Source organism: Rhizobium sp. P1_C7 (assembly GCF_056406295.1).
Window position 1 is genome coordinate 182,356 of sequence record NZ_JBFUAL010000008.1, and the last position, 23,356, is coordinate 205,711.

23 protein-coding genes are annotated in these 23,356 nt (G+C 61.1%); 15 read left to right on the forward strand and 8 right to left on the reverse strand.

Annotation, left to right across the window (positions count from 1 at the left end; all coding sequences use genetic code 11):
- Position 1: 1 nt before the first annotated feature.
- Positions 2-1,198 carry an HlyD family secretion protein gene (locus tag AC1D2R_RS14895; RefSeq protein WP_477968036.1) on the reverse strand — a complete coding sequence of 399 codons (1,197 nt, stop codon included), beginning with the start codon at positions 1,196-1,198 and terminating at the stop codon, positions 2-4.
- A gap of 154 nt (positions 1,199-1,352) precedes the next feature.
- On the opposite strand from AC1D2R_RS14895, the gene AC1D2R_RS14900 reads away from it, so the two are divergent.
- The 3 genes from AC1D2R_RS14900 (at position 1,353) to AC1D2R_RS14910 (ending at position 3,822) form a co-directional block, all read left to right on the forward strand.
- On the forward strand, positions 1,353-2,030 hold the full coding sequence (locus AC1D2R_RS14900) for a TetR/AcrR family transcriptional regulator (protein ID WP_477968037.1): 678 nt from the start codon (positions 1,353-1,355) through the stop codon (positions 2,028-2,030).
- A gap of 101 nt (positions 2,031-2,131) precedes the next feature.
- Entirely contained in the window at positions 2,132-2,971 is an 840-nt protein-coding gene (locus AC1D2R_RS14905) for a GyrI-like domain-containing protein (protein ID WP_477968038.1), read from the forward strand.
- Positions 2,972-3,072: 101 nt separating this feature from the next.
- Positions 3,073-3,822, forward strand: coding sequence for a TerC family protein (locus AC1D2R_RS14910; protein ID WP_477968039.1), 750 nt, complete (start codon positions 3,073-3,075; stop codon positions 3,820-3,822).
- Between the two features lie 99 nt (positions 3,823-3,921).
- Here the strand turns inward: AC1D2R_RS14910 and AC1D2R_RS14915 are convergent, their stop codons facing one another.
- Positions 3,922-4,410: a GNAT family N-acetyltransferase gene (locus AC1D2R_RS14915; RefSeq protein ID WP_477968040.1), complete on the reverse strand. Its 489-nt coding sequence runs from the start codon at positions 4,408-4,410 to the stop codon at positions 3,922-3,924.
- Between the two features lie 41 nt (positions 4,411-4,451).
- A complete protein-coding gene (locus tag AC1D2R_RS14920; protein ID WP_477968041.1) occupies positions 4,452-5,384 on the reverse strand; it encodes a phytanoyl-CoA dioxygenase family protein in 933 nt (310 codons plus the stop codon).
- Between the two features lie 93 nt (positions 5,385-5,477).
- On the opposite strand from AC1D2R_RS14920, the gene AC1D2R_RS14925 reads away from it, so the two are divergent.
- Positions 5,478-6,305, forward strand: a complete 828-nt coding sequence (locus tag AC1D2R_RS14925; RefSeq protein ID WP_477968042.1) for a helix-turn-helix domain-containing protein — start codon at positions 5,478-5,480, stop codon at positions 6,303-6,305.
- 23 nt (positions 6,306-6,328) lie between these two features.
- Here the strand turns inward: AC1D2R_RS14925 and AC1D2R_RS14930 are convergent, their stop codons facing one another.
- On the reverse strand, positions 6,329-6,871 hold the full coding sequence (locus AC1D2R_RS14930) for a glutathione peroxidase (RefSeq protein WP_477968043.1): 543 nt from the start codon (positions 6,869-6,871) through the stop codon (positions 6,329-6,331).
- Positions 6,872-7,020: 149 nt separating this feature from the next.
- On the opposite strand from AC1D2R_RS14930, the gene AC1D2R_RS14935 reads away from it, so the two are divergent.
- From AC1D2R_RS14935 to lysS, 3 genes are all read left to right on the forward strand, one after another.
- On the forward strand, positions 7,021-7,776 hold the full coding sequence (locus tag AC1D2R_RS14935; protein ID WP_477968044.1) for a bestrophin-like domain: 756 nt from the start codon (positions 7,021-7,023) through the stop codon (positions 7,774-7,776).
- A gap of 253 nt (positions 7,777-8,029) precedes the next feature.
- Positions 8,030-9,487 (forward strand): glutamate--tRNA ligase, encoded by a 1,458-nt coding sequence (gene gltX / locus AC1D2R_RS14940; RefSeq protein WP_477968045.1) that lies wholly within the window; start codon positions 8,030-8,032, stop codon positions 9,485-9,487.
- A gap of 166 nt (positions 9,488-9,653) precedes the next feature.
- Positions 9,654-11,150, forward strand: coding sequence for a lysine--tRNA ligase (gene lysS / locus AC1D2R_RS14945; protein ID WP_477968046.1), 1,497 nt, complete (start codon positions 9,654-9,656; stop codon positions 11,148-11,150).
- Positions 11,151-11,339: 189 nt separating this feature from the next.
- Here lysS and AC1D2R_RS14950 read toward each other — a convergent pair whose 3' ends face one another.
- Entirely contained in the window at positions 11,340-12,041 is a 702-nt protein-coding gene (locus AC1D2R_RS14950) for a hypothetical protein (protein ID WP_477968047.1), read from the reverse strand.
- Positions 12,042-12,222: 181 nt separating this feature from the next.
- On the opposite strand from AC1D2R_RS14950, the gene AC1D2R_RS14955 reads away from it, so the two are divergent.
- The 7 genes from AC1D2R_RS14955 (at position 12,223) to AC1D2R_RS14985 (ending at position 19,223) form a co-directional block, all read left to right on the forward strand.
- Complete coding sequence (locus tag AC1D2R_RS14955) at positions 12,223-13,131, forward strand: LysR family transcriptional regulator (RefSeq protein WP_477968048.1); 909 nt, start codon at positions 12,223-12,225, stop codon at positions 13,129-13,131.
- A 136-nt stretch (positions 13,132-13,267) separates the two neighbouring features.
- Entirely contained in the window at positions 13,268-14,428 is a 1,161-nt protein-coding gene (locus AC1D2R_RS14960; RefSeq protein ID WP_477968049.1) for an ABC transporter substrate-binding protein, read from the forward strand.
- Between the two features lie 171 nt (positions 14,429-14,599).
- Positions 14,600-15,586, forward strand: a complete 987-nt coding sequence (locus tag AC1D2R_RS14965) for an ABC transporter ATP-binding protein (protein ID WP_477968050.1) — start codon at positions 14,600-14,602, stop codon at positions 15,584-15,586.
- Complete coding sequence (locus tag AC1D2R_RS14970; protein WP_477968051.1) at positions 15,583-16,551, forward strand: ABC transporter permease; 969 nt, start codon at positions 15,583-15,585, stop codon at positions 16,549-16,551. Before AC1D2R_RS14965 ends, AC1D2R_RS14970 begins: the two co-directional genes overlap by 4 nt.
- A complete protein-coding gene (locus tag AC1D2R_RS14975) occupies positions 16,541-17,356 on the forward strand; it encodes an ABC transporter permease (protein WP_477968052.1) in 816 nt (271 codons plus the stop codon). The genes AC1D2R_RS14970 and AC1D2R_RS14975 overlap by 11 nt, the downstream gene beginning before the upstream one ends.
- A 76-nt stretch (positions 17,357-17,432) precedes the next feature.
- Positions 17,433-18,860: a gamma-aminobutyraldehyde dehydrogenase gene (locus tag AC1D2R_RS14980; protein ID WP_477968053.1), complete on the forward strand. Its 1,428-nt coding sequence runs from the start codon at positions 17,433-17,435 to the stop codon at positions 18,858-18,860.
- 189 nt (positions 18,861-19,049) lie between these two features.
- Positions 19,050-19,223 carry a DUF1328 domain-containing protein gene (locus AC1D2R_RS14985; RefSeq protein ID WP_477968054.1) on the forward strand — a complete coding sequence of 58 codons (174 nt, stop codon included), beginning with the start codon at positions 19,050-19,052 and terminating at the stop codon, positions 19,221-19,223.
- A 36-nt stretch (positions 19,224-19,259) separates the two neighbouring features.
- Here the strand turns inward: AC1D2R_RS14985 and AC1D2R_RS14990 are convergent, their stop codons facing one another.
- Together AC1D2R_RS14990 and AC1D2R_RS14995 are read right to left on the reverse strand one after the other, a co-directional pair.
- A complete protein-coding gene (locus AC1D2R_RS14990; RefSeq protein ID WP_477968055.1) occupies positions 19,260-19,934 on the reverse strand; it encodes a DUF1345 domain-containing protein in 675 nt (224 codons plus the stop codon).
- Between the two features lie 64 nt (positions 19,935-19,998).
- Positions 19,999-20,730, reverse strand: a complete 732-nt coding sequence (locus AC1D2R_RS14995; protein WP_477968056.1) for an SDR family oxidoreductase — start codon at positions 20,728-20,730, stop codon at positions 19,999-20,001.
- A 187-nt stretch (positions 20,731-20,917) separates the two neighbouring features.
- On the opposite strand from AC1D2R_RS14995, the gene AC1D2R_RS15000 reads away from it, so the two are divergent.
- On the forward strand, positions 20,918-21,754 hold the full coding sequence (locus tag AC1D2R_RS15000; RefSeq protein WP_477968057.1) for an amidohydrolase family protein: 837 nt from the start codon (positions 20,918-20,920) through the stop codon (positions 21,752-21,754).
- 288 nt (positions 21,755-22,042) lie between these two features.
- Here the strand turns inward: AC1D2R_RS15000 and tal are convergent, their stop codons facing one another.
- A complete protein-coding gene (tal, locus tag AC1D2R_RS15005) occupies positions 22,043-23,008 on the reverse strand; it encodes a transaldolase (protein WP_477968058.1) in 966 nt (321 codons plus the stop codon).
- Between the last annotated feature and the right edge of the window lie 348 nt (positions 23,009-23,356).

The following is a 23,356-nucleotide window of genomic DNA, read 5'->3' on the forward strand; positions in this document are numbered from 1 at the left end:
ACTACTTGCCGGCTTCCGGTGCGGTGCGTGTGTCGACGTCGACGACGACGCTGAGACCTGCGCGCAGTCGGCCGCTGTCAAGCGCATCCTGCGGAAGCGCGATACGAACAGGAACGCGCTGGATGATCTTGGTGAAATTGCCAGTCGCATTTTCCGGCGGCAGCAACGAGAAGACCGAGCCCGATGCGGGCGCGATCGACTCGACCGTGCCTACGATCGGATGACTGTCGTAGGCATCGACATGCACGTTGACCTTCGAACCCGGAACGAGATGCTGGATCTGCGTTTCCTTAAAGTTGGCGTCGATAAAAAGCTGTCGCACCGGAACGAGCGCCATCAGGCGCTGGCCAGGCGATACGAGGTCGCCTTCCTGAACGGAGCGATTGCCGACGATGCCGTCATAAGGCGCCTTCAGAATTGTGAAGGAAAGATCGCGCGCTGCCTTGTCGCGAGCAAGCTCGAGCTGGCGGATCGTACCTTCGGCCTCGCGGCGCTGGGCATGGAGGAGCGTGACGTTCGCCTCGGCCGAAGCGATGGCGGCATCGCCGCCGACGAGGTTGGCCCGTGCCTGATCGAGCGAGATGTTCGCGCTGTCGAGGGATGCCGTCGTGCCGACGGACTTCGCCTGAAGATCGCTGGCGCGTGTCTGTGTGATCTGGGCGCCGCGAACGGTCGCCTGCAGGGCCACCTTCTGCGCCTTCGCCTGGTCGAGGCTGGCCTCGCCGCCGGCGATCTGGGCGTCGATCCGTTGCAGCGAGAGCTTTTCGGTTTCGAGCGAGGCCTCCGCCTGCGCGAGCGCGATCCTGTAGTCGCCGTCGTCCAGCGTGGCGAGAACGTCGCCGGCCTTGACCTGCTGGTTGGCGACGACATTCACCTTCGCCACATAGCCGGTCACCTTCGGCGAGATCGTCGCGATGTCACCGCCGATATAGGCGTCATCCGTGGAAACCATGAAACGGCCCGTGGTCCACCATTCGTAGCCATACCAGGCGCCGCCGGCCAGAAGAGCGATCCCGATGATCGGCAGCGCGAGGCCGCGCTTCTTCTTCTTTTCGCCGGGTGCTGCCTGCGTGTTGGCAGGCGCCTGCGCCGTGCGCGGGGCTTCGGCGGTTGTGACAACTGCTTTCTCAGCCCGGCCCTCGGCGTCAGCGGGTTCGCTGACAATGCGGGCGACATTGGCATTTTGGCTGGACGACATGTGCGACTACCGGTAAAACGAGTGAAACTAATCGAACTGAACGGTTCGGTTCAGTTGACATAGAACCTTTTTACGTTCATATCAAGATGTATCGAACCACCCGGTTCGATTTTGTTAACGAAACATTCGCAAATGCGAATATGGTTAAGGAGCGATGACACAACTTTCCGACACGCACGCAGACGAGTTCCCCACGACCGGCGGCAGGTGGGCCGCAGGCGAAGACCCTGCGAAGCGCAAGCAAATTCTCGACGGCGCGCGGCTCGTCTTCATGAAACTCGGCTTCGATGCCGCGAGCATGAACGATGTAACGCGCGAGGCTGGAGTTTCAAAGGGAACACTCTACGTTTACTTCGCCAACAAGGAAGAATTGTTTACGGCCATGATCGAAAGCGAACGAGCCGCTTTCATCGCGTCCATGCGTACGGCGCTTGCCGAACATGACGATGTCGAGGCCGGCCTTCACGATTTCGGAATTAGTTTTATCTCTCATATGACCGAGGAAAAGGTCATCAGCGCCATGCGCACCGTACTCGGCGTCCGTGACCGCATGCCGGTTCTCTGTCAGCGCTTCTTCAAGGGCCCCGAGAATCTACGAACCATCCTGCACGACTACCTCGAGCAGCACGTCCAGGCAGGCAAGCTCAAGATCGACGACATTGATTTGGCAGCGGGGCAATTCCTCGATCTCGCAAGTGGCAGCTTCTTCAAGTTCCGCCTCTTCGGTAGCATGGAACACCCACCGTCGATGGCCGAGATGGAACGCGTGATCTCCGGTGCCATCCGCGTTTTCATGGCCGCCTATGGCGTCACGCAGACCGAACGCGTCTGACCCTTTGATTTTTCTCGCCCTCCGCGCCAGAATCCCGCAATCGCGATCAAACCCGGCTGCAGCCGCTTCTCTATGAAGGAAGCGCAACCAAGGGAGCGGACATGAGTGCCATAGGGCGAGCGATATGGTTCATCGAAAGCCATTTCGAAAGCGATATCTCGCTGGACCAGATATCCGACGCCGCCGGGCTTTCGCGCTACCACCTGTCGCGGGTCTTCGGGCTCGTGACGGGTCATTCGATCAGTGGCTACATCCGCGGCCGTCGCCTGAGCGGCGCCGCGCTGGCGCTGATCGGCAGCTCGTCCACCATTCTCGAGGTTGCCCTCGGCGCCGGCTACGGCTCGCACGAGGCTTTCACCCGTGCCTTCCGCGACCAATTCGGCGTTACCCCTGATACGGTGCGCAAACAGGGGCACGTTCGCAACCTCGCACTCCTGGAGCCGATCAGAATGGACCCCGCGCGCCCTATCGAACTTGAACCGCCCCGCTTCGAAACCCTGCCGCCGATGACCTTCGCCGGCTTGCAGGAAACCTATGTCTACGGCGGCAACGCCGCAATCCCCTCGCTATGGCAGAGGTTCAACACCTACGCAGGCAATATTCCCGGCCAGCACGGCAGCGCGGGCTACGGCCTCTGCACGCATATCGACGGCGAAACGGAGACGTTCCGCTACATGGCCGCAGTGGCCGTCAAGGATACAAGCGACCTGCCGGCCGGTTTCGCAACGCTGAAGATCCCGGCGCAACGCTATGCCGTCTTTGCCCATCACGGGCACGTCTCCGGCATTCCCGCAACGATGCATCAGATCTTCGGCACCTGGATGCCGAACGCCGGCGTCGAATTCGGCGATACGCCGGACATGTTTGAACGCTACGACGAGCGTTTCGACCCCTTTACCGGCATGGGCCTGACGGAAATCTGGATTCCGGTAAAGGAATAAAAGCCATTCGGCTTTCGTATACTCCCTTGCGCGCTTGCCAAGGCAGGCCGCGTCCTTACATTGCGGGCGTCAGCTTATGTGGCGCAAGGGGATATATGCCGATGCAAGACATCATGATGCTCGTTCAGGACCCAGCCGCCTGGGTGGCGCTTGTCACCCTGGTGGTAATGGAAGTGGTCCTCGGGATCGACAACCTCATCTTCATTTCAATTCTGACCAACAAATTGCCGCCCGAGCATCGTGAGAGGGCCCGCAAGATGGGTATCGGCCTTGCCCTGGTCATGCGCCTTGCGCTGCTCGGCACCGTTGCCTGGATCGTCAAGCTCACCACGCCGGTCGTCGAACTTTTCGGCCATGGCTTCTCGTGGAAAGACATGATCCTGATCGCCGGCGGCCTCTTCCTCTTGTGGAAGGCGACCAAGGAAATCCATCACAGTGTCGATCCTGCCGACCATGAAGAGGATTTTATCGCCAGCTCGGCAACGACAGGCTTTGCCGCCGCGATCGGCCAGATCCTGGTGCTCGACCTCGTCTTCTCGGTCGACAGCATCATCACCGCAGTCGGCATGACGCCGCATCTGCCGATCATGGTCGTCGCGGTCATCTTTGCCGTCACGGTGATGCTGGTCGCCGCCACGCCGCTCGCCAATTTCATCGAGCGGAACCCGACCATCGTCATGCTCGCGCTCGGCTTCCTGATGATGATCGGCACGACGCTGATCGCCGAAGGCATGGGCTTCCATGTGCCGAAGGGCTACGTCTACGCGGCAATGGCCTTCTCGGCGCTCGTCGAGGTGCTCAACATGATGGCCCGCAACGCGCGGAAGCGGAAGAGGGCCGGCGGCCACTGAGGATAACTCCCTGAGGCCGACAGATGACAACAACCCGCAGCGAAGCTGGCCGCTGCGGGCTGTTCGGTGTCAAGCAATCATGCAACGCACGAGCGGCGCTCAGAGATCGAGCCTCATGCGGATGCACAAACCACTGGAATCCTCCTCCGCCACGCGCCTCCCGACCTCCCCGAATCCTGCGTTTTCATAGAGGCTAATAGCAGCCTTGTTCGACCCATAGACCCAAAGCGACAGCCACGGTGCACATTTCGACCGCGCGAGACCAGCAATTTCTCCGACAATCGCCTTTCCTGCGCCCCTGCCGCGCAGGGCCGGCGCAATCGCAAAACGCCGCAGGTGGACGGCTGCCCCGTCCATCCGCTTGAGACTGTATATTGCGGCAACCTCATCCTTGTGATCGCAGATGAAATGAGAGCCATCCGCGAATTCGCTCGCCAGCCAGCCTGCGGTCAGCGGGTTTGGGATGTCAGGACCGCCCCAGCGGGTTGCATCCTCGTGGGCAGGAAACCATCCGGCAACGACGGAGGCATCGTCGCGGTGTGCGGCACGTTGGCTAAGGCCGCCAATGTCAAATGCGAAAGGTTCCATCCATCAGTGTCCGGATTTGAAGCAAGAGGATATTGTTCTCCCTAGAGCATGTCTCCAAGACTCCAGTGATTGCCCCACCGCGCGTCGATCTCGTCATCGACGTTCTGGTAGCGAATGTCTGTCGATAACCTGATTCGGTTGTCGGCGCTCTGGTTCGTCGTAGATGCATGGATCATGTAGGGACTATGCAGGACCACGTCGCCGGCCTCGTAGTCGGCGGTCAGCCATCGCGAGCTGAATCGCTCCGCCATGTCGGGGAGGTCTTTCGAAACCCAGCCACCTTCGGTCATGTTGCGATTGAACGCGCTGATGCGCTCGTCGGGCGTGAGTTCGTCGTTCTTCTGCCGAAACTCCGCTTCCATCCGCGTGCCGATCGCGTGCGAGCCCTCGAGGTAGACCAACCCGCCCATATCGACCGGCGTGTCACCGAGCGGAACCCACGCGGTCACGATCCGGCTGGTGCCGCCACGCAGATAGACGAGGTCGTAATGCGCCGGCGTAGCCGTTGCGGTGCCCGGCTGGGTGAAGCGCATGATCTTGCGCTTGTGCAGGTAGGAAATCCCCGACAGGAACTCGTCCATGAAGCGGGCAAGCCGCGGCTGCGCGCAGAATCCTTCGAAGGCGACGGAGCGGACCAGCGACATCAGGATACGGTCGACCAGCCCCTTGTCCAAGGCCCCGCCGGAATTCAGCCCCAGCGCAGGGTCAGAACCCGCCTCGATAAGACCTGCAGCCGCCAGATGCGAGAACACCCAGCCGCGAAACGCAATGACGTCTCTTCGTTTCAGAAATCCCTTGAGCCAGACATAGCCGTGCTCCTCGTAGCGGGCACGGATCGCTTCAAGGCCGACGCCCGGTTCCGTCGGCACGAGCCGCCCAAGGCGATCCGGCGCTGCCGAAAGTACCTTGCCGTTGGCGACAAGACGGACCGCCGGCGCTTCGTTGAATTCCTCGTTCCGGACAAGACTTGACATTTCGATCACTCCAAAAGCGAAATAGCATGTAGCAGTCTCCCTTGTGGAAGAGCATTCTACCATGGACAGAAAGAGTATCTGGACTTTTCGCTCATGACAGGCGCAGCAATTGCCCTCTATCGGTCGCAACCTTCCGGCGGCGCGGCGCTCGCGGTCGTCGGCTTTGGCCGCCAGCGCATTGCAATGCGCGTCGTCAACCGGCGCTTACCCATGCATGCCGTCGTGCTGATCGAGTCGGGGAACGGCACGCTGTCCACCGATAAGGCCGGCGCACAGGAGGTCATAGGCCCTTCCCTGTTCTGGCTGCCTGCCGGCACGCTGCACAGCTACGGACCGCTGCACGGCGAGAGCTGGGAGGAGCGCTGGGCGCTATTCACCGGATCGTTCGCCAGCGCGCTCATTGGCCAGCGGCTGATCGTCGAGGCAGCGCCGCTGGTGCCTCTGCGCAATCTGCGCGAGATGCAGCAGCTCTTCGCCATTCTTCATTCCGAGTTTGCCAAGGACAATCCGCTCAGTCTCGCCTCGTCGGCGGCAACACTGCATCGCATTGCGGTGCAGTCCGCGCGGCAAGCCGCCGCGCCAGGCAATAAAGCGTCGGATGCCACGATCGAACTGGCAATCGATGCACTGCAGCAACGGGCATTCCAACCTGTCGACATCAGTGCGTTCGCTGAGGAGTTCGCCATGTCGCCGGCAACGCTGCGCCGGCGCTTTGCAGCCGCCACAGGCTTGTCGCCCAAGGCCTTTCAACTGCGCTTGCGTATCGACCGCGCCAAGCAGTTGCTCACCACATCCGACCTTTCGATCGAAGCGATCGCGGCGACTGTCGGCATTGACGACGCTTTCTATTTTTCCAGGCTGTTTCAGGATCGCGAGAGGTGCTCGCCGAGCGAATTTCGCCAGCGGCACCGCCGTTCCTAGGTCATACGCCGCAACGTGGCGCCTCAGCCCGCAGCCAGTTCCCTGTCGATCGCCGACACAAGCCGCTGGTCGTCTGCGGTCACGTCGGGCGCAAAACGCGCGACGACCTTGCCGTTGCGGCCGATCAGGAATTTCTCGAAGTTCCAGAGGATATCGGTGTCGGTACCGGTCTCGACGTGGCCGCGCAGCCTCTCCCGCATCGGTCCGTCGCCGGTCGTAGAAACGCCTGAGCCGGTCAGGCTCTTGTAAAGCGGGTGCTGGTCTGCGCCCTTGACGGAGATCTTCGAGAAGATCGGGAATTTCACGTCATAGGTCAGCGTGCAGAATTCGACGATCTCGGCGTCCGTTCCCGGCTCCTGGCCCTTGAAATTGTTCGCCGGAAAGGCCGCGATCACAAAACCGCGCCCACGCTTGTCCTCGTAGAGTTTTTCGAGACTGTCGTATTGTACGGTCAGCCCGCATTTCGACGCGACGTTGACGACAAGCACCACCTTGCCGCGATATTCGTTCAGCGTCGTTTGACGGCCGTCGGCCAACGTGACGGGAACACTCAAAAGATCGGTCATTGCCATTCTCCGGGATGAAATCGTGACGCGGAAGCTATACCCGCTCCCTCGTTTGTCCAGCGGCTAGGTGGCCCCATGCTGGCAAAATGTTTCAAAGCGGGTAGTTTGCCTTCGAAACGGCGGCGGCATGCATCCGGGGGAGGAAATCGGTGCGGGAATTGCTTGTGACTGCCCTGGTCTTTGTCTGTCTCGTGGCGGCATCGATCGGAACGATGCTGACCTATTCGAAGCTCCCGATACATCACCGCCAGGACGAAACGAACGCGGTCGTCAGGCTGGTCGCCAACATCTTCGTCGTCATGACATCTCTGGTGTTCGGCCTGATGATCAACTCGTCGAAGAATACCTTCGAGGAGATCGACAACAACGTCCACGCCTTCGCGACCGAGATTATTCTTCTCGATCGAACGTTGCGCACCTACGGCCTGGAGAGCAACGAGGCTCGCCAGAGGCTGACCGAGTATGTCGAAAAGGCACTGACCAACCCGGCCCGTCTCCGGGATCCGCTTGTCAGGGCCGACCGGACGAGCGAACTTGCGCTCAACACAGTTGGCGACAGCCTCTCGCTGATCACGCCATCCGATCCCGGACACGTCGCGCTTTGGAACGACGCCCGGCTGCAATACCAGAAAATCGTCGAGGAGCGGTGGATCATCGTCGAACAGTCTGAAGGGGTCATCCCCCGGCCACTGATCGTCATGCTCGCCGCATGGCTCACTCTGATCTTTGCAAGTTTCGGCTATCGCGCTCCCAAAAACATCGTCGTCGTTGCAATGTTCGTCGTGTCCGCGCTGCTGATTTCGGCCTCGCTCTACCTCGTGCTTGATATGGACATTCCGTTCGCCGGCCTGATCCAGATTTCCGACGAACCGCTGCGGCGCGCGCTGGCGGAAATCCAGCAATAACGGGACACGTCCACACTTTGACCATGTCCTGGCATTGATGCCCGTCTGGGCAGCGACCTGATACGTCGGGCGCCATTTTCCTTGACGCGCACGGATGAATATGGCCTAAGGCCAGCCAAATGGATAATTGGCCGCAAAAGCGCGCAAAATGCCCTTTTCCAGCCGGTTTCCTGATCCAGTTATCTGTATTCCTTCCGGCCGAGCGTCGCTTTCTAAGGAAAGCCGTCCGGCATTCATTTGACGGGCACATAAAATGACAGCTTCCGGCGTCCGCGTCCGCATCGCTCCCTCGCCGACTGGCGAGCCGCATGTTGGTACTGCATACATCGCACTCTTCAACTACCTTTTCGCCAAGAAGCACGGCGGCGAGTTCATCCTGCGCATCGAAGACACCGATGCCACGCGCTCGACGCCGGAATTTGAAACCAAGGTGCTCGACGCGCTGAAATGGTGCGGCCTGAAGTGGTCGGAAGGCCCTGACGTCGGCGGCCCCTATGGCCCCTATCGCCAGAGCGACCGCAAGGACATGTACCAGCCTTACGCTCAACAGCTGCTGGAGAAGGGCCATGCCTTCCGCTGCTTCTGCACGCCCGAGCGCCTGACCGAGATGCGCGAAGCCCAGCGCGCCGCCGGCAAGGCGCCAAAATATGACGGTCTCTGCCTGAACCTGTCGGCCGAGGAAGTCACGTCCAAGATCGCAGCGGGCGAAAGCTCCGTCGTCCGCATGAAGATCCCGGCCGAAGGGTCCTGCGACTTCACCGACGGCGTCTATGGCGATGTCTCCATCCCGTGGGACAGCGTTGACATGCAGGTCCTGATCAAGGGCGACGGAATGCCGACCTACCACATGGCAAACGTCATCGACGACCATCTGATGAAGATCACCCATGTGGCGCGCGGCGAAGAATGGCTGGCCTCCGTGCCGAAGCACATCTTGCTCTATCGCTATTTCGAGTGGGACCAGCCGGTGTTCATGCATCTGTCGCTGATGCGCAATGCCGACAAGTCGAAGCTGTCGAAGCGCAAGAACCCGACCTCGATTTCATATTACACGGCACTGGGCTATATCCCCGAAGCGCTGATGAACTTCCTCGGCCTGTTCTTCGTGCAGATCGCCGAAGGCGAGGAGCTGCTCGACATCGACGAGCTCGCCGGCAAATTCGACCCTGAGAACCTCTCCAAGGCAGGGGCGATCTTCGACATCCAGAAGCTCGACTGGCTGAACGGCCGCTGGATCCGCGAGAAGATGTCGGAAGAGGAATTCCAGGCCCGCGTCCTCGACTGGGCAATGGAAAACGATCGGCTCAAGGCGGGCCTCGCGCTGTCGCAGTCGCGCATTTCCAAGCTCGGCGAACTGCCCGACCTGATGGGTTTCCTGCTGAAGTCGGACCTCAACCTCGATCCCTCGGCCTTCGCCAAGATCAAGTCGCCGCCGGAGGAGATCCTCGAGATTTTGAACACCGTGCAGCCGGATCTGGAAAAGATCCTCGAATGGAACGTCGAGTCGATTGAAGCCGAGCTGCGGGCCATCAGCGATCGCATGGGCAAGAAGCTCAAGGTCATCGTGGCACCGCTCTTCGTTGCCGTCTCCGGCTCGTCGCGCTCGCTGCCGCTGTTCGATTCGATGGCGATCCTCGGCCGCTCGGTCGTGCGCCAGCGCCTTAAGCTCGCCGCGCAGGCCGTCGCCTCGCTGGTTGGCCCGAAGAACTGAACCGCGGGCAGCCCCTCCCCCTTTTGGGAGGGGTTGGGGAGGGCACTTTCGCCAAGAAATCCCCTCCCCTCCGCTTTGCTCCGACCCTCCCCACAAGGTGGATCGTTAAGCCGGGCAAGCCGCACCCGACAAAATTCCATGCCGCCGCATCAATGAGGCAAATGACATGACCGACACGACAAAAGAGACCGCCCTTTCCTCCGACGCGACGGAAGTCCGCGCCCAGAAGCTGAAGCTGCTGCGCGAGCAGATCGGCGACGTCTATCCGGCCCATTTCCACCGCACCATCACCAACGCGGAACTGGTCGAGAAGTACAAGGACCTTGAGCCCGACGTCGAGACGCAGGACGTCGTCACCGTCGCCGGCCGTGTCTATTCCTCCCGCAACTCCGGCATGTTCATGGACATCCATGACGCCGGCGGCAAGATCCAGATCTTCAGCCACAAGGACGTGACGCCGGAAGAAGCCCGCAATATGCTGGGGTTGATCGACATCGGTGACATCATCGGCGTAACCGGCACGGTGCGTCGCACCAAGCGCGGCGAGCTGTCGATCAACGCCCGCGAAATCACCATGCTGACGAAGTCGCTGCTTCCCATGCCGGAGAAGTGGCACGGCATTTCCGATATCGAGATCCGCTATCGCAAGCGTCACCTCGACATTATGACCAACGAAGAGTCGAAGCTCCGCTTCCAGCAGCGCTCGAAGATCGTCTCCGGCATCCGCCGCTTCATGGAAAACGACGGCTTCATGGAAGTCGAAACGCCGATGCTGCACTCGGTCTATGGCGGCGCGACCGCCGAGCCCTTCAAGACGCATCACAACACGCTGAAGCTCGACATGTACCTGCGCATCGCGCCGGAACTGTTCCTGAAGCGCACGCTGGTCTCCGGTCTCACCGACAAGGTGTTCGAGATCAACCGCAACTTCCGCAATGAAGGCGTCTCGACCCGGCACAATCCTGAATTCACGATGATGGAGTGCTACTGGGCCTACGCCGACTACGAGGACATCATGGACCTCGTCGAGCGCCTGTTCTCGACGCTCGCCATATCGATCCACGGCACTACCGAATTCATGTTCGGCGACAATGAAATCTCCTTCAAGGGCCCGTTCAAGCGCGTGCCCATGCCCGACGCCGTCAAGGAAACGACTGGCATCGACTTCCTCGCGATGAAGACTGACGAAGAGGCGCGCACTGCCGCCAAGGCCGCCGGCTTTGCCGTCGAGAAGGATTGGACCTGGGGCGAATGCCTGGCCTTCATATTCGAGGAGAAGGTCGAAGGTACGCTGATCCAGCCGTCCCATGTCACGCATTTCCCGAAGGACATCTCGCCCTTCGCCAAGGAGGTGCCGGGCGAGCCGAGGCTGGTGGAGCGCTTCGAGACCTACTGCAACGCCTGGGAACTCGGCAACGCCTTCTCGGAACTCAACGATCCGGAAGAGCAGCGCAAGCGCATGGTCGAACAGCTTGAACAGGCCCACGCCCGTGGCGAAAAGGAAAAACAGCTGGATGACGAATTCCTCGATGCGATCGACCAGGGCATGCCGCCCGCCGGCGGTCTCGGCATTGGCGTCGACCGCCTGATCATGCTGTTGACCAACGCCCCTTCAATCCGCGACATCATCCTCTTCCCGGCCCGCCGCGCCAAGACGGATTGATACTGGACGCTGAACGGACAGAGCGGCCGCCCGCAAGGGCCTGCCGCTTTGTTTGTAGCAGCAAGGGATTTCAACTCCCACCGATTGAATTTCCAAGTCCCTCATTCCTGTCCTCGTGACAGGAATCCAGCCACGACGCGGCAGCGCGAAAGGGACGCACCCTCTTCCCGTGTAAAATGAAGTTCGATATCAGTGCCCGGCGGGAGCAGCTTCCGCGGAGGCCGATTCTGCCCCCTCGCCGCTTTCCGCAGGCTTCTCTTGCTTGGCCTTGCCCTTTGCAGCCTTTGCCCCACCCTCGCCTCCTTCGGTTGCGGCGACGGCGATCGGATCGATGCAATCCGAGTAATCCTCGAACGATGCGTTCAGCGCGGCGATCTCGTCTTCCGGCAGATCGATCCGCTCGCCGAAGAAGAGCCCGTTGGACGCGGCCGCTCCATCGTAGTAGCGCGCGGTAAAGGTCTTCCCTTCCAGGCTTTCCACGACCGGATCGGGATGCGGAATATAGAGGACGTCGGCGCCGATTGCCCGGCCCCTGATGTCGGAACGCAGCGTTGGCCCGTTGGCATCCAGAACGACGACCTGGACGAGATCCGGCTTCTGCGCGTCGTAGATTGCCTTTGCCACCCTGAGCGCGGTCTTCACGCGGGTCACGCCATCCGTCGGCTCGGTCTTGATATACTTACGGATCCAGGTCCGGTTCTCCTTTTTGATGGTGACGAGAGTGACGTCAGTGCATGCGGCTCCGTTCACGGTCTCTGTTGAGGGACCGAGAATATTGTCCTTACCGATATAAAGTGCCGCGCCGCCGGAAACGCCCGTGAGAAGGGCAACTCCGCCGATAATCAACACCAATTTCCGGGAAGGCCGGAAGATGCGCAGTAAGGCCTTCACGCCAACTGCTCCGCCATCAAAAAACTCCAACGCGATATAATTGCGTTCGACGCTAGAGAAATGACGTTTCCGAATACTTAAATCGGCACCTCAACTTTGCGTCAGTGTGGGATTAGTACCAAAAAAGGTCCAGTCTTTCCGGGTGCTTGCCATTGCGCTTGCGGCCATGCTCTAACAGCGCATGGCCTTCACGCTGCGTCAAATTCAGTATTTCATTGCCGTCGCCGAGCAGGGCTCGGTAACGCGTGCCGCACAGAATCTCTCGATCTCGCAATCCTCGGTTACAGAGGCGCTGAAGGAGCTGGAAACCGATCTGGGCGTGGAGCTTTTCGACCGGCACCCGCGGGGGCTGACAATCACCCACAACGGCCACCAGTTCCTGCGCCACGCCACGAAGATCCTCGCGAGCGTTTCCGACGCACGCGGCAGCTTCTCCGGCAAGCAGAACGAACTTTCGGGCAAGCTCAATATCGGCGTCACGTCTCTGGTCGCGGGCTACGTGCTCTCCGATCTCCTGGCCCGCTACCGCCGCGCCTGCCCGGGCGTCGAGGTGAGCGCCATCGAGGACAATGGCGGCTATCTGGAGCATCTGCTGGTCGGTGGTGAGTTGGATGTCGCCGTCATGGTCATATCGAACCTTCGCGACCGCATGGCCCTTCAGGCTGAAATCCTCGAGACCTCGCCCTATCGCCTCTGGCTGCCGATGGGCCATCCCCTGGTTTCGGCCGACATCATTTCGATTGCCGACATCGGCCGCGAGCCGCTGATCATGTTGACGGTCGACGAAATCGAGGAGAACACCGGCAAGCTGCTTTCGGCGCTTGGCGCCCGCCCGCATGTCGCCTTCCGCACCCGGTCGGTCGAAGCGGTGCGCAGCCTTGTCGCGACGGGCGCCGGCGTGGCACTGCTGCCGGACCTCGTCTATCGACCATGGTCGCTGGAAGGCGATCGCATCGAAAGCCGTGACGTCTCCGGCTCCCTGCCGGTCGTCCAGGTCGGCATGGTCTGGCGAAAGGGCTCGAGCCTGCCCCAGGCGGCGCGTGATTTCGTTGGGATTGCCGAAGCGATGCGTTCGGGCCGCCCGCGCTAGCCTTTTGGCGACCACGATATCGGAATTTCCGATATCGGCTTTCTGATAAATGAATTTGCGAAAGCGACCATTTCGCGTCACCTTTTCTGCCGGGAACAAAGCGCCACACAAGTGGCATCCAACCGGGAGACAGACGATGAAGCATCTTCTGAAATCATGCACGGTTGCGCTCGCGAGCTTGAGCTTCGTGACGCAGGTTGCAGCGGCTGAACCGCTGAAGGCACTGGGCAAGGGCGAAGGTGCGGTCAGCATCGTGGCCTGGGCCGGCTATATCGAGCGCGGCGAAAGCGACAAGAATTACGACTGGGTTACCTCCTTCGAAAAGGAAACCGGCTGCAAGGTCTCCGTAAAGACCGCCGCGACCTCCGACGAAATGGTTTCGCTGATGAACGAAGGCGGCTTCGACCTCGTCACCGCCTCGGGTGACGCCTCGCTCCGCTTGGTCGCCGGCAAGCGCGTCCAGCCGATCAACACCGATCTGATCCCGAGCTTCAAGAACGTCGATCCGCGCCTGCAGAACGCGCCATGGTACACGGTATCGGGCGTTCACTACGGCGTTCCCTATCTCTGGGGACCGAACGTCCTGATGTACAACACCGACGCCTTCAAGGATAAGGCGCCGACCAGCTGGAACGTTGTCTTCGAAGAACAGGAACTTCCCGACGGCAAGTCCAACAAGGGCCGCGTCCAGGCCTATGACGGCCCGATCTATATTGCCGACGCCGCGCTTTACCTGATGGCCCACAAGCCTGAACTTGCCATCAAGGATCCCTACGAGCTCAACGAAGACCAGTACAAGGCCGCCCTCGACCTGCTGCGCGGCCAGCGCAAGCTCGTCTCGCGCTACTGGCACGACGCAATGATCCAGATCGACGACTTCAAGAATGAAGGCGTGGTCGCCTCCGGCTCCTGGCCATTCCAGGTCAACCTGATGCAGCTCGACAAGCAGAAGATCGCCTCGACCTTCCCAGAGGAAGGGGCGACCGGCTGGGCCGACACCACCATGCTGCACGCCGACAGCGAGCATCCGAACTGCGCCTACATGTGGATGGAGCATTCGCTGCAGGCCAAGGTGCAGGGCGACGCCGCCGCCTGGTTCGGCGCCGTTCCCTCAGTTCCCGCCGCCTGCAAGGGTAACGAGCTGATGACCGACACCGGCTGCGCCACCAACGGCTACGACCACTTCGACAAGATCAAGTTCTGGAGAACCCCGACGGCGAAGTGCACGACGCAGAACGAATGCGTGCCCTACCACCGCTGGGTGTCGGACTATATCGGCGTCATAGGCGGACGGTAGGCGTCACAAGACCCCTCCCCACAAGGCGGGGGCTTGCGCGGCACCGCCTCATTCCTCCCGCATACGAGGGTGGTGGCGTTCTAAAACGCTGCGGCAAGTCAAGCCGCTCCCCCTTGTGGGGAGGGCCTGGGGAGGGGACTTAACCTCAATCGAGAATACCGGAGCCTCACAATGACCCCCGCCGTCCGTTTCCAACAGGTCTCGCGCCACTTCGGCCAGGTTCGCGCCGTCGACGGCGTCGATCTCGAAATCGCGCCCGGCGAATTCTTCGCGATGCTCGGCCCCTCCGGATCCGGCAAGACGACATGCCTGCGCCTGATCGCCGGCTTCGAGCAGCCGACCTCAGGCCATATCCAGATCTTCGGCGAGACTGCCGAAGGCGTTCCGCCCTATCGCCGCAACGTCAACACCGTCTTCCAGGACTATGCGCTCTTCCCGCACCTCAACATCCTCGACAACGTCGCCTACGGACTGATGGTCAGAGGTATCGGCAAGGCAGAGCGCACCAAGGCCGCCGAACAGGCGCTGGAACTGGTGAAGCTCCCCGGCTACGGCGCCCGCAAGCCGGGCCAGCTCTCCGGCGGCCAGCGGCAGCGCGTGGCGCTTGCCCGCGCCCTGGTCAACAAGCCGAAGGTACTGCTCCTCGACGAGCCGCTCGGCGCACTGGATCTGAAGCTGCGCGAACAGATGCAGGAGGAGCTGAAGAGCCTGCAGCGCGCACTCGGCATCACCTTCGTCTTCGTCACCCACGACCAGGGCGAAGCGCTCTCCATGGCGGACCGTGTCGCCGTCTTCAACAATGGCGGCATCGTCCAGGAAGGCGCCCCGCAGGATATCTACCGCCGCCCGAAGACCCGCTTCGTCGCCGATTTCGTCGGCTCCTCGAATGTGATCGCGCCCGATATGATGGGCTCGCTCGGAGGCGAAAAACGTTGGGCAAGCCTGCGCCCCGAAGCCATCCGGCTCACCGGCGACGGCATCGAATCCAGGGTCGAGAACGCAAGCTTCCTCGGTGCTGCAACGCGCCTGACCGTCGCCGTCAGAGGCAATCGCCTGCACGTCATGCTGCCTGCCGGCGCCGAGGTGCCCGATGTCGGCTCCAGCGTGCGCCTCGCCTGGCAGCCTCTCGACGTGCACTACATGGACGATGCGGCATGACAGCCCTCGCACTCACGAAACCCGACATCGCCACCTCGATCCTGCCCGGCCGCGGCGGCTTCTTCGGCAGGCTGTCGGACGCCTTCTGGCGGCATCCGAAGCTGTTGCTGTTCCTGATGCTCACCCCACCGCTGCTCTGGCTCGGCATCATCTACATCGGCTCCCTGATTGCGCTTCTGCTGCAGAGCTTCTTCTCGATCGACGATTTCTCCGGCCTCGTGAACTACGAGTTCACGCTGGCCACTTATGCTCAACTCCTGAGCCCGACGAACTTCGACATCATCGTCCGCACCGTTTTGATGGCCACGCTCGTGACGCTTGCCTCCGCTGTCGTCGCCTTCCCGATCGCCTATTATGCGGCACGCTACGCCCAGGGAAAATGGAAGGCGTTATTCTATCTCGGCATCATGCTGCCGCTCTGGTCGAGCTACCTCGTCAAGATCTACGCCTGGAAGCTGATCCTCGCCAAGGAAGGTATTCTTACCTGGATCTTCGAGAAGCTGCACCTCACCTGGCTGCTCGACGGCGTCCTCGGCCTGCCTGTGATCGGCGGCAGCTCGCTGTCGGTGAGCTATATCGGCACGTTCCTCGTCTTCGTCTATGTCTGGCTGCCCTACATGATCCTGCCGACGCAGGCAGCGCTGGAACGCGTTCAGGGAAACTTGATCGAAGCCTCCGCCGATCTCGGCGCTACACCAAGCCAGACCTTCCGAACCGTGCTGTTTCCGTTGGCGCTGCCTGGCATCGTCGCCGGCTCGATCTTCACCTTCTCGCTGACGCTGGGCGATTACATCATCCCGCAGATCATCGGCTCGTCGCGTCTCTTCATCGGCCAAGCGGTCTATGCGCAACAGGGCACCGCCGGCAATGTGCCGCTCGCCGCAGCCTTCTCAGTCGTGCCGATCGTCATCATGGCCATCTACCTCTGGCTTGCGAAGAAACAGGGAGCCTTCGATGCGCTCTGACCGTGGACAACGCTCACCCCTCCTCTTGAAGACAGCTGCAGCCGGCGGCCTGCTGTTCCTGCACCTGCCGATCCTTCTGATCTTCGTCTATGCCTTCACGACGGAGGAGAAGAGCTATCAATGGCCGCCACCGGGCCTGACGCTGCAGTGGTTTCCCATCGCCTGGAATCGCCCGGATGTCTGGGCGGCACTCGGGCTCTCGGTCCAGGTCGCCGTCATCGCGACGACGATTGCGCTGGTGCTCGGCACGCTTTGCGCGGCTGCGGTCAGCCAGACGAAGTTCTTCGGACGCGAGGCGATTTCGCTGCTCGTCATCCTGCCGATCGCGCTCCCAGGCATCATCACGGGTATTGCGCTGCGCTCGGCCTTCAGCCTGTTCGACATTCCGTTCTCGGTCTGGACGATCGTGCTCGGCCACGCCACCTTCTGCGTCGTGGTGGTCTATAACAACGCCGTCGCTCGCTTCCGCCGCACCTCCGGGTCGCTGATCGAAGCCTCGATGGACCTCGGCGCCGACGGCTTCCAGACCTTCCGGCATGTCATCCTGCCGAACATCGGAACGGCACTTCTGGCCGGCGGTATGCTTGCCTTTGCGCTTTCCTTCGACGAAGTCATCGTCACCACCTTCACGGGCGGCCAGCAATCAACCCTGCCGATATGGATGCTGGAAGAGCTCATCCGCCCGCGCCAGCGCCCAGTCACCAACGTGGTCGCCATGGTCGTTGTACTCGTCACCTTCCTGCCGATCCTGGCAGCCTACTACCTCACGCGCGAAGGCGACCAGATCGCCGGAGCCGGCAAATAACCCAGAGCGGGATGCGGAAAAGTGTGAAGCGGTTTTCCGCCCACATCCCACTCGACCAACGACAAGGGAGAACATCATGGACACCGCTATGCTGATTGGATCCCGCTTCGAAGCGGGCACGGAGACGGAAGAGCTCGTCCTGAACCCGAAGACGGGCGAGACGGTGCTGAAGCTCCCGGAGGCCTCGCTCGGTCAGATCGACGACGCCGTCGACGCCGCGGAAAAGGCCTTCAAGAGCTGGTCGCAAACGACGCCCGGCGAACGCTCCGGCTATCTCCTGAAGATCGCCGACGCGATCGAGAAGGACGCGGCCGGCTTTGCAGCGCTCGAAGCTCTGAATTGCGGCAAGCCGATAAACGCCGTGCTCAATGACGAAATCCCCGCGATCGTCGATTGCTACCGCTTCTTTGCCGGTGCCGTCCGCAACCTGCACGGCCCTGTCGCCGGCGAATACCTTCCTGGCCATACCTCGATGATCCGGCGCGACGCCATCGGCATCGTCGGTTCGATTGCGCCGTGGAACTACCCGCTGATGATGATGGCATGGAAGCTGGCGCCTGCGATTGCCGGCGGCAACACTGTCGTCTTCAAGCCCTCGGAGCAGACCCCGCTGACGGCGTTGAAGATGGCGAAGCTGCTCTCGGAAATCCTGCCGGAGGGTGTCGTCAACGTCATTCTCGGTCGCGGCGAGAGCGTCGGCAATGCGCTGATCAACCACCCGAAGATCGGCATGCTCTCGATAACAGGCGATGTCGCCACCGGCAAGAAGGTGCTGCAGGCAGCTGCCAAGACCGTCAAGCGGACCCATCTGGAACTCGGCGGCAAGGCCCCCGTCATCGTCTTCGACGACGCCGACATTGATGCGGTCGTCTCAGGCATCCGCACCTTCGGATACTACAATGCCGGCCAGGATTGCACGGCCGCATGCCGCGTCTATGCCGACGCCAAGGTCTACGACAAATTCGTCGCCGACCTTTCTTCGGCGGTCTCCTCGATCAAGTTCAACCGGGCAGACGACACCGAAAACGAGATCGGCCCGTTGATCTCCAAGCGCCAACGCGACCGGGTCGAAAGTTTCGTCGCCCGCGCCTCCGAACACAAGCACATGGAAATCACCACCGGCGGCAAGGTCTCTGGCGACAAGGGCTTCTTCTATGCGCCGACCGTCGTTGCCGGCGCCAGGCAGGACGACGAGATAGTCCGCCGCGAGGTCTTCGGCCCCGTTGTGTCGGTCACCCGTTTCACCGATGTCGAGGATGCCGTCACGTGGGCGAATGACAGCGACTACGGCCTCGCCTCCTCAGTCTGGACCAAGGACATCAGCCGAGGCATGAAGACCGCTGCCCGCCTGCAATACGGCTGCACCTGGATCAACACCCACTTCATGCTCACCAACGAAATGCCGCATGGCGGCCTGAAGCAATCCGGCTACGGCAAGGACATGTCCGTTTACGCACTGGAAGACTACACGGCGGTTCGGCACGTGATGATCAATCACGGCTGAAGTCGGCCTGCCGTCTCGAAATCCGGCGTCGCCGCGCAGGCAACCGTGGCGCCGCCGCTGGATACTGCGGGGCATCCCTCGCACGCATGTGCCCGACTTCCAGCGTCAATCCAACGCCAGTGTCTTTTGACATGGAACATTTTCCGCTGGCCCGCGTCTTTATAGACGTTCAACACAGAGGAAGATGTCATGCTGAAGTGGGCAATCATATTTTTCGTGGTTTCTTTGATAGCCGGCTTCCTGGGCTTCTCAGGCGTATCAGCCGCGACGGCGACAATTGCGCGCGTCCTCTTCTTCATCGCGCTGGTGATCTTCGTGATCTTCCTGGTTCTTGCCCTGATGGCCGGCCAGGCGGTTCTATAGCGTACGCACAGACCGCCATCCGCGCCCCAGATTGGATTAGAGCAGGCTCGCGCCGACGTTGATCGCCAGCGCCAGGATTGTCGTGTTGAAGAGGAACGACAGCACCGAATGCAGCAGCGTCAGCTTTCGCATGGTGGTTGTCGTGGTCGACACGTCGGCGGTCTGCGAAGCTACGCCGATCGTGAACGAGTAGTAGAGAAAGTCCCAATAGATGGGTTCGCTCACCGCGTCGGGAAACTTGAGCCCTTCTGCTGTGTCTTCACCGCCATAATATCGATGCGCGTAGTGCACCGTGAAGAGCGTGTGAAGGAAAACCCATGAAATCATGATCGTGACGATCGCCGCGCCGGCTCTTGCGAGCGCCTCGCCCGGCGCGGCCTCTTTCACGGAATGCAGTTCGAGCCCGATACCGGCAATGCTGGCGAGTGCCGCCGCGATCGACAGCGACAGCAGCAGGGAATCGGAGAAATCGAGGTCTTCGGCGCGTTTCCTGATGCTGTCCACATTTGCCCGAAGCATTCGCCGCCAGGTGATGGCGACGAAGGCAACCGCTGCCACATTCCACCCCGCAAGGAGATTGCTGGCATTGAACTCCCGCGTCGTCAGGAGCAGGAAGACAAGCAGACCAGCCACCAGAGCCACGATGAATACCGCGTGCTTGCGCGCCAATTGGATCCAGCGGCTTGTCGCGCTGTTCGTATCGTCCACCATCGATTGCTCCGCTGTGCGAGATCGCCTTTGATATCAGCTCGCTACCAGCAAGAGCAACATGAACTCAGCCCGTCCAGCCACCGTCGACGACGTGGATCTGGCCGGTGGTGAAGCCCGCTTCGTCTCCGGCGAGGTAGGTAACAAGCGCGGCGATCTCTTCCGGAGTTGCGATCCGACCCATCGGCTGGCGGCCAATGAAATCTTTCAGCGCCTTTTCGTAGTCGCCGGTGGCCCGAAGCCGGTCGTGCAGCGAGGGGCTATCCACAGTACCGGGGCAGATAGCGTTGGCACGAATACCTTTGGCGACGAAATCGGAAGCGATCGATTTGGTAAGGCCGATCACGGCGGCCTTGGAGGCGCTGTAGGCGAAGCGGTTCGGTACGCCCTTCACGCTGGAGGCCACCGAAGCCATGTTGACGATCGAACCTTTTCCTTTGTCCAGCATGCCGGGCAGGAAGGTGCGGCAGGTCGTATACATTGCCTTGGCGTTGAGATTGAACGAAAAGTCCCAGTCTTTCTCCTCGCACTCGAGAATCGTCCCGGCATGGACGAAGCCGGCGCAATTGAACAGGACGTCGATGGGTCCGATCTGCGCCGCGAAGGCACGCACTGCGTCGCCATCCAGGGCATTCAGGACATGCTTGTCGGCGCCATCGAGCGTGGAAAGCGTGGCCTCGTTGATATCGGTCGCATAGACATGCGCGCCGAGCGAAATGAAGCGCTCGGCACTGGCGCGACCGATACCCTGGCCGGCCGCCGTTATGACCACCTTCTTGCCCTGCAAACCGTGGCTCATGATTCCTCCTCGCGATTCAAGCGCTTGCGGCGCATCCATTCATATGCAAACATTATATTCAGAATGCCGTCAATCATATTGTCCGCCGCAATCTGCAGTGCGAGGTAAGAAGGTCGATCGATCTTCCGCCCTATGACGCTCGTCGAGCGCACCCGACATGATAGCCGGTATCAATGGGAGGAATCGCATGCTTTTCGATACACACTTGCACATCGTCGACAGGAAGAACCTGGACTACCCCTGGCTTTCCGGTGCCGGCGCGCTCGACCGCGACAATCTCTACGAAGACTATGCGCGCGATGCGCTCCGTTGCGGCATTTCGAATGTCTTTCACATGGAGGTCGACGTCGCACCCGCGCGCATCGACGACGAAACCGCCTACGTCAAGGAGATCAGCTGCGGGCCTGGAAGTCTGGTGCGCGGCGCAATCGCCGCATGCCGGCCGGAAGAGGATGGCTTTGCCGCCCACCTGGAGCGCTTGCTCGCCGATCCCTTCGTCAAGGGTTTTCGCCGCGTGCTGCATGTCGCCCCCGACGACACATCAGAGCAGCCGCTGTTTCGCGAGAACATCAAGCGTCTCTCCGGGACGCGCATGACTTTCGATCTCTGCGTCCTGCCGCATCAGTTCGAGCGCATCATGAGGCTGGTCGACATCAACCCGGACGTACGTTTCATCCTCGATCACTGCGCCAACCCGCCGATCAAGGATGGCATGAGTGATATCTGGCGCAAAGGCATTGCCGAATTCGCCCGCCGCCCGAACGTGACTGCAAAAATCTCCGGCGTTGTCGCCTATGGCGATCTCGAAAGCTGGTCCGTGGAGAGCCTGCGTCCCTATGTCGAGCACACGATCGGAAGCTTCGGCTGGGACCGCGTCGTCTGGGGCAGCGACTGGCCGGTCTGCACGCTGGGCGGCGGCCTGACACCCTGGGTTGCCGCCACCCATGCGCTGACGGTAGGCTGCAGCGCAGAAGAGCGCGACAGGCTCTACCAGGCAAACGCCAAGCGCATCTGGTCAATCTGAGAGGTGAGAGCGGGCGATGGTCCGCTCCAGTCCCGTCCCTCCCTCATTCTCGCCCCTTCTGGCGGGAATCCGGCCGCTGCGCGTCTGCGCCGCGAGAGACCGTTCTGCCTCGCGTTGCGAAGGGGCCATTCACAGCGCCGACGCACCGCAGCTGGATGCCTGTGACAAGCACGGGGCACGGGCAGGGTGGAGGAGGTTTCGCGCCCAATTCCAGCGAACCGGTCATCAGCAAAGAAAAAGGGCGGCGCCATCGGCACCACCCTTTCTTCATTTCAACGCTCGGGAACCTTAGGCGGCTGCGAGCTGCAGTTCCTTTTGAACCATGGTGCGCAGGGTGCCGAGGTCCTTGGCGAAGGCACGGATGCCTTCGGCAAGCTTTTCGGTCGCCATGGCGTCTTCATTCATCATCCAGCGGAAGGTCCTCTCGTCGACCTTGATCTTCGCGGCCGGCTTGGTGATTTCAGGCGAAAGCTTGCGCTCGAGTTTGCCCTGATCGTTGGCAAGCTCATCGAGCAGGTTCGGCGCGATCGTCAGGCGATCGCAACCGGCCAGCGCCTCGATCTCGCCAGCGCTGCGGAATGACGCGCCCATGACAATCGTCTTGATATCGTTTGCCTTGTAGTAGTTGTAGATGTCGCGGACTGAGACAACGCCCGGATCTTCCTCGGGCGTGTAGTCCTTGCCGGTCGACTTCTTGTACCAGTCGAGAATACGGCCGACGAAGGGCGAGATCAGGAACACCTTGGCATCTGCGCATGCGACGGCCTGCGCCTTCGAGAACAGAAGCGTCAAGTTGCAGTCGATTCCTTCCTTCTGCAGGACTTCGGCAGCGCGGATGCCTTCCCAGGTCGATGCGAGCTTGATGAGAATACGGTCCTTCTCGATGCCTCGCTCCTTGTAGGCCGCGATGATGGCCCGCGCCTTGGCCAGCGATGCTTCGGTATCGAAGGAGAGATCCGCATCGACTTCGGTCGAGACGCGACCCGGGACGAGCTTCACGAGAGCGGCGCCGACGGAGATCGCCAGACGGTCGGCAACGGCCGACGATACCGCTTCCGGATTGCCGCCCTGCTTCTTGCCCCAGGCAACGGCTTCCTTGATCGCGTCGGCAAACATCGGCGTGCCGAGTGCCTTGAGGACGATGCTCGGATTGGTCGTGCAATCGACCGGCTTCAGACGGGCAACGGCTTCGATGTCGCCGGTATCGGCAACGACCGTGGTAATCTCGCGGAGTTGGTCAAGCTTGGATGTCATGATCGATAGTCCTTTTGACTTGAGCTGCGAACCGGTGCGAATGCCGCCCCGGAAAAGAGGTGATCTACAGACGGTCAGTCCGTCTGCTGCACGCAAAATTGGGGCCCGGGGACGGCTTTGTCGTTCTCGCCTCGGGGACGCGATGAGCGAGCAAGCGCGGACCTTCCGGCCCACGGCGCAAACGCCGGTCGTGACTTCCCGTATGACCGCACATTTCCTCCTCGTGGCACGAGAGCACCTTCTTGGTGAGACTATCGCTGTTCCGACCCGGATATGTCAAGGACATTTGTGCATTTCAATTGACATAAGTGTCACACCCGTCATTATCGGCGGAACAATCAACCGGTC